The 3710-nt window shown below is 63.2% G+C and carries 4 protein-coding genes; 2 read left to right on the forward strand and 2 right to left on the reverse strand.

Features of this window, described 5'->3' with window-relative positions; translation table 11 throughout:
- Positions 1-365: 365 nt before the first annotated feature.
- A complete protein-coding gene (locus AC1DY5_RS46660) occupies positions 366-584 on the reverse strand; it encodes a TPR end-of-group domain-containing protein (protein ID WP_478121175.1) in 219 nt (72 codons plus the stop codon).
- A 269-nt stretch (positions 585-853) separates the two neighbouring features.
- Positions 854-1510, reverse strand: coding sequence for a winged helix-turn-helix domain-containing protein (locus AC1DY5_RS46665; protein WP_478121172.1), 657 nt, complete (start codon positions 1508-1510; stop codon positions 854-856).
- A gap of 119 nt (positions 1511-1629) precedes the next feature.
- Between AC1DY5_RS46665 and AC1DY5_RS46670 the strand changes: the two genes are divergently transcribed.
- Positions 1630-2127: a YybH family protein gene (locus tag AC1DY5_RS46670; RefSeq protein ID WP_478121173.1), complete on the forward strand. Its 498-nt coding sequence runs from the start codon at positions 1630-1632 to the stop codon at positions 2125-2127.
- Positions 2128-2736: 609 nt separating this feature from the next.
- Positions 2737-3710: ABC transporter substrate-binding protein (locus tag AC1DY5_RS46675; protein ID WP_478121174.1), on the forward strand; the 974-nt coding region annotated here is incomplete at its 3' end.

The following is a 3710-nucleotide window of genomic DNA, read 5'->3' on the forward strand; positions in this document are numbered from 1 at the left end:
GGCCATAGCAGTAGTTTAGTTACTCAGTAACTGAATTATGTGACTACTTAGCCAAGGTTTCTCGAAACCGCCTTAAGACCCGATGTTTCCGTGAAACATTTCCGTCGCGAGCGAAAGGAAATCAGGCTAACTCGTTGTCGGACAACAAAAAAAATACTGTTGCCGAAAAGCCGTGAAACATTCACTTTCGTCTGGCGCCCATCTCGGCTGCACGACTGACTTGCCGTATACCGATGGATTCAACCGCCGCTCTCGGGCCAAGCGGTCCTTTACGAACGGCTGCTAAGGCCCGGAAATCGAGACATTGGACAATGTCCGCGAGACGGTGCTCGACGATACGTCGAAGGTGGGAAGCGATGCTTAACCTAGGCTGGGTACTTGATCTTCTCGATCAGCGTCGCGAATCGAGGGTCGTCGCGCAGATTCTTCCAACGCGGATCAAGACGGAGCCAAACCAGCCAGTGCGAGCGTTCCTCGAAAGCTCTGTCGAGCCAGCCGAACGCCTCGTCCTTGTGACCCAGGCCGGCATGCACCAGTGCGATGCCGTACGAGGTGACAAAGCGTTGCCTCGCCAGCGTACCCATTTCGCGCAACGGCTTGCGCCTCGCTCGTCATGCCTGCCATGGCGTAGGTGAAGCCGCGGGCGGTGAGGAGCACCGACCAGTCGCGCGCCATGCCTTCCGCGACGGCTGTTTCGGCGAGCGCTGCGTCGAGCCGGCGCATCTCGAGAAGCGCGCGTGCCAGCCACAAGTGAGCGAGCAGGAAGTCGCTCTTCATGTCGAGCACCGACTGCAACTAGGAGACCGCTTCGCCGTAGCGGCCGTTGTAGTAGTGGTGAAAGCCGATGTCGGTGTTAATCGCGAGCGAGAGCGGATCGAGCCGGAAAAGCCCCCAGCCGAGTCAAGCCGATGATTACTCCTTCGACGAGGCCATCGGCGAGATACGCGTTCGGCGCTCCGTCGACGGTGAAGGGCAGCACGGCTACGGACGAATACGGCGCTCGTCCGCGCAGCCATCGGGCACCGGCAACGACCGCGACCGCCGTCGCCGAGAGGCCCCCGAGGAGCCAGGCGACTTTCCGGCGCGACAGCTGAGGGGGTATGTCAGTAGAGCGCGACGCGCCTTCGACACCGCGCGAGATTGCAACCTCTTGGGGCGGAGCGAGCTGGGTCGTGGCGATATCGCCGACTTCGACCGCGGCATTGAAGCGGTAGCCCTGCCTCGGCACGGTCTCGATCCAGTCAACGACGCCCGGCGCCGCTCCGAGCACCTTGCGCAACGTTGAGACGTTGACACTGAGGTTCACCTCCTCGACCACCACGCCGGGCCAGACCGCGCACAGCAGCTCATCCTTGGTCAGCAGGTGACCGGAATGTCGGACCAGAGTGACCAGCAGATCAAACGCCTTGCCTGTCAGCGTGAGCGGTTTGCCGTCGCGAAGCAGCAGACGTTCGCTGGGCACCAGCACGAAGTCGCCAAAGCGGAAAACCGCTTGCTCGTGGGGCTTCATGCTTCTCTTTAGGTGATTTGCAGGAGAAATCCAATCGCTTTGCAGGGACGGATTCGAAGGCTGGTCGGATCATGGCATGGCCAGCCCTCAACCCCAAATCCTACGTTCCGGAGACGACCATGAACGCACCGACTCTCTTTCACAAACCTTGCAAGAGCTTCATCGCAGCTCTCTTCGCCGTAGGCCTCCTCGCCGGCGCGAGAGCATCGCCGCCGGAGGACGACGTGCGCGCGACCTTCGATCAGTTCGTCAAAGCGCAGAACGCGCACGACGTTGCCGCAGTGCGCGAACTGTTGCTGGATTCACCGAATTTCCTCTGGGTCACTCGCGGCGCGCCGATCTGGGGGCGCGACGCTGCCCTCAAGCGCTTCGAGACGTTGTATCAGGGAACCTGGAAACTATCGCCCGATACTGCGAACCTCAGGGCGGTCTTGGTGAGCGACACGGCCGCACAGATCTACGTGCCGGTCACCTTCAACATCGGGCCGCCCGGCCAGCAGGCACCCGATGCACTCTTTCTCATGAATCAGACGTTGGTGAAGACCGCGGCGGGCTGGCGCATCGCGAACATTCTGCCGATATCGTTGCCTACGCCGGCCACTGTGCCGCCGAAGTGAGGCGATGCAGGGAACCGTCGACTCCCTTGGTTAGTTCCTGATACGGGCGGGTGAGCCGCCAGTGACGTGCTTTCCGGTACCGGGATTGCAGGGTTGGTCGTCGACTTCGGGCAGCCCAAAATGCGTGGCCTGGATACTCGACTGGCAATCCAGAGACCCCAACGACAAGACCTCGCCGCGGTGACGTAGGCGGCCAGTTGAGCGCGTAGCGCAGGAGTCGGGGGAGGGCGGTGAGGGTCGACGGATGCAGAACTGGAGCGGTGGCCAAACCTATGGCCCGCCAAATCGCGCCCCTCTGGGGCGCCGGGGCCATCTACGGCTGGCCCGCTGGCGCGACGCCAGGCGAGGAGATCGGCGGGGATGGGCGCCAGGCCCCGCACAGGCGCAGGCACTGGGAAGGGAAGAGCAGGGCAGGGCAGGGCAGGGCAGAATGCGGCCGACAGCCGGAATCGGTTGCGACCGGTCGTTCGACAACCCCTTCCGCACTCGGTGCCGCCGAGCCACCACTCCCTGATCAAGTCCAGTTGTCCCTTGCGCGCGCAAGGAACAGAATTTCATGGTCCAGCGTCCGCTTGAGGTGATTTCTGCAGCGGAGAAAGGCAGGCGCCCATGATCCATCGTCGCTCGATCTTGACAAGCGCGCTCGTCGCCCTTGTCGAGGCCAAGGGCCACCGCTTCGCATTGGCTCAGGCCAAATCTTCTCGCAAGCGCCCGGTCATCGCTCGCCTGTCCGAGGGCGTCACCACGGCGGCGGGGGTCGCCTGGTTCCGTGAAGCCATGAACGCCCTCGGGCACATCGACTTTGCATTCGAGATCCGGGATGCGGCGGGTCAGGCCGAGCGTTTGCCCCAACTGGCCATGGAACTGGTGCAACTGCCGGTCGATGTGATCTGGACCAGCGGCTCGTATGCCACCGAGGTCGCGCAGCAAGCGACCAGATCGATTCCGATCGTGATGGTCAGCGCCGATGCCGTCGCCGGCGGCATCGTGACCAACCTGGCGCGCCCGGGCGGAAACGTCACGGGGCTGAGCCTCGTGGGCACCGAGTTGGTCCACAAGCGGCTGGAGCTGGTCAAGGAACTCTTCCCTCGCGCCTCGAACGTGGTCGCCGTGGCGCCCGTGGGTGCAATCGGCGTGCGCGTTGTCAAGTCCTGGTGGGACGAAGTCCGCAAGGGCGCGGCCGCGCTTCGAATGTCGGCGCAGTATGCGGAGTTGGATGAAAACGTCAGGCGCTGGGACGAGCAGTATGCGGGTTTCGCCCGGCAGCCAGGCACCGTCATGTCTCCGATCGAGAGCCCGGCCTTTCTTCAGCATGCCGAACTGCTGGCCGAGTTGGCCTTTAAGCACCGCCTGCCGGCGGTCTATGCATTCTCCCGGCATGTTCAGGCGGGTGGCCTGTGCGCCTACGGCTTTGCAACGAAGTACCTCCTGACCCGGCCCGCCTACTACGTCTCGCGCATCCTGCGCGGCGCCAAGCCCGGCGATCTTCCGGTCGAGCTGCCCAGCACCTACGAGCTCTCCATCAATATGAAGACGGCCAGCGCCATGGGCTTGGCGGTCAGCCCGCACCTCCGATTGCGTGC

The sequence above is a fragment of the Variovorax sp. P4_D9 genome (assembly GCF_056401695.1).